The organism is Pseudomonas sp. SDO524_S393 (assembly GCF_054071875.1).
Genome location: NZ_JBSVVZ010000184.1, coordinates 1 through 222, shown reverse-complemented (window position 1 = coordinate 222; position 222 = coordinate 1). Strand labels below are relative to the sequence as shown.

Sequence of the window (222 nt, the reverse complement as noted above, 5' to 3'; positions counted from 1 at the left end):
CCACCTGATAACTCATTCCGGCCGTCAGGGTGAACTGACGACCGTCTTCCAATTCAGTGTGCAACTCGCCTTCAAGACACAACAGAATATGCCCTCTCCAGCACCAGTGATCCGCCAGGTAGCCGGGGGTATATTCGACTATGCGCACGCGGGTGGTGCCGAAGTGGCAGGTGCGCCATAACGCCTTGCCGATAACGCCCGGATGAATCACGGGTTCGACAG

The 222-nt window shown here is 57.7% G+C and carries 1 protein-coding gene; it reads right to left on the bottom strand.

The genetic code is table 11. From position 1 onward, the window contains the following. Positions 1–222, bottom strand: a 222-nt coding sequence (locus ACW9IB_RS29575; RefSeq protein ID WP_457416877.1) for a DHCW motif cupin fold protein, incomplete at both ends; no start/stop codon positions are given.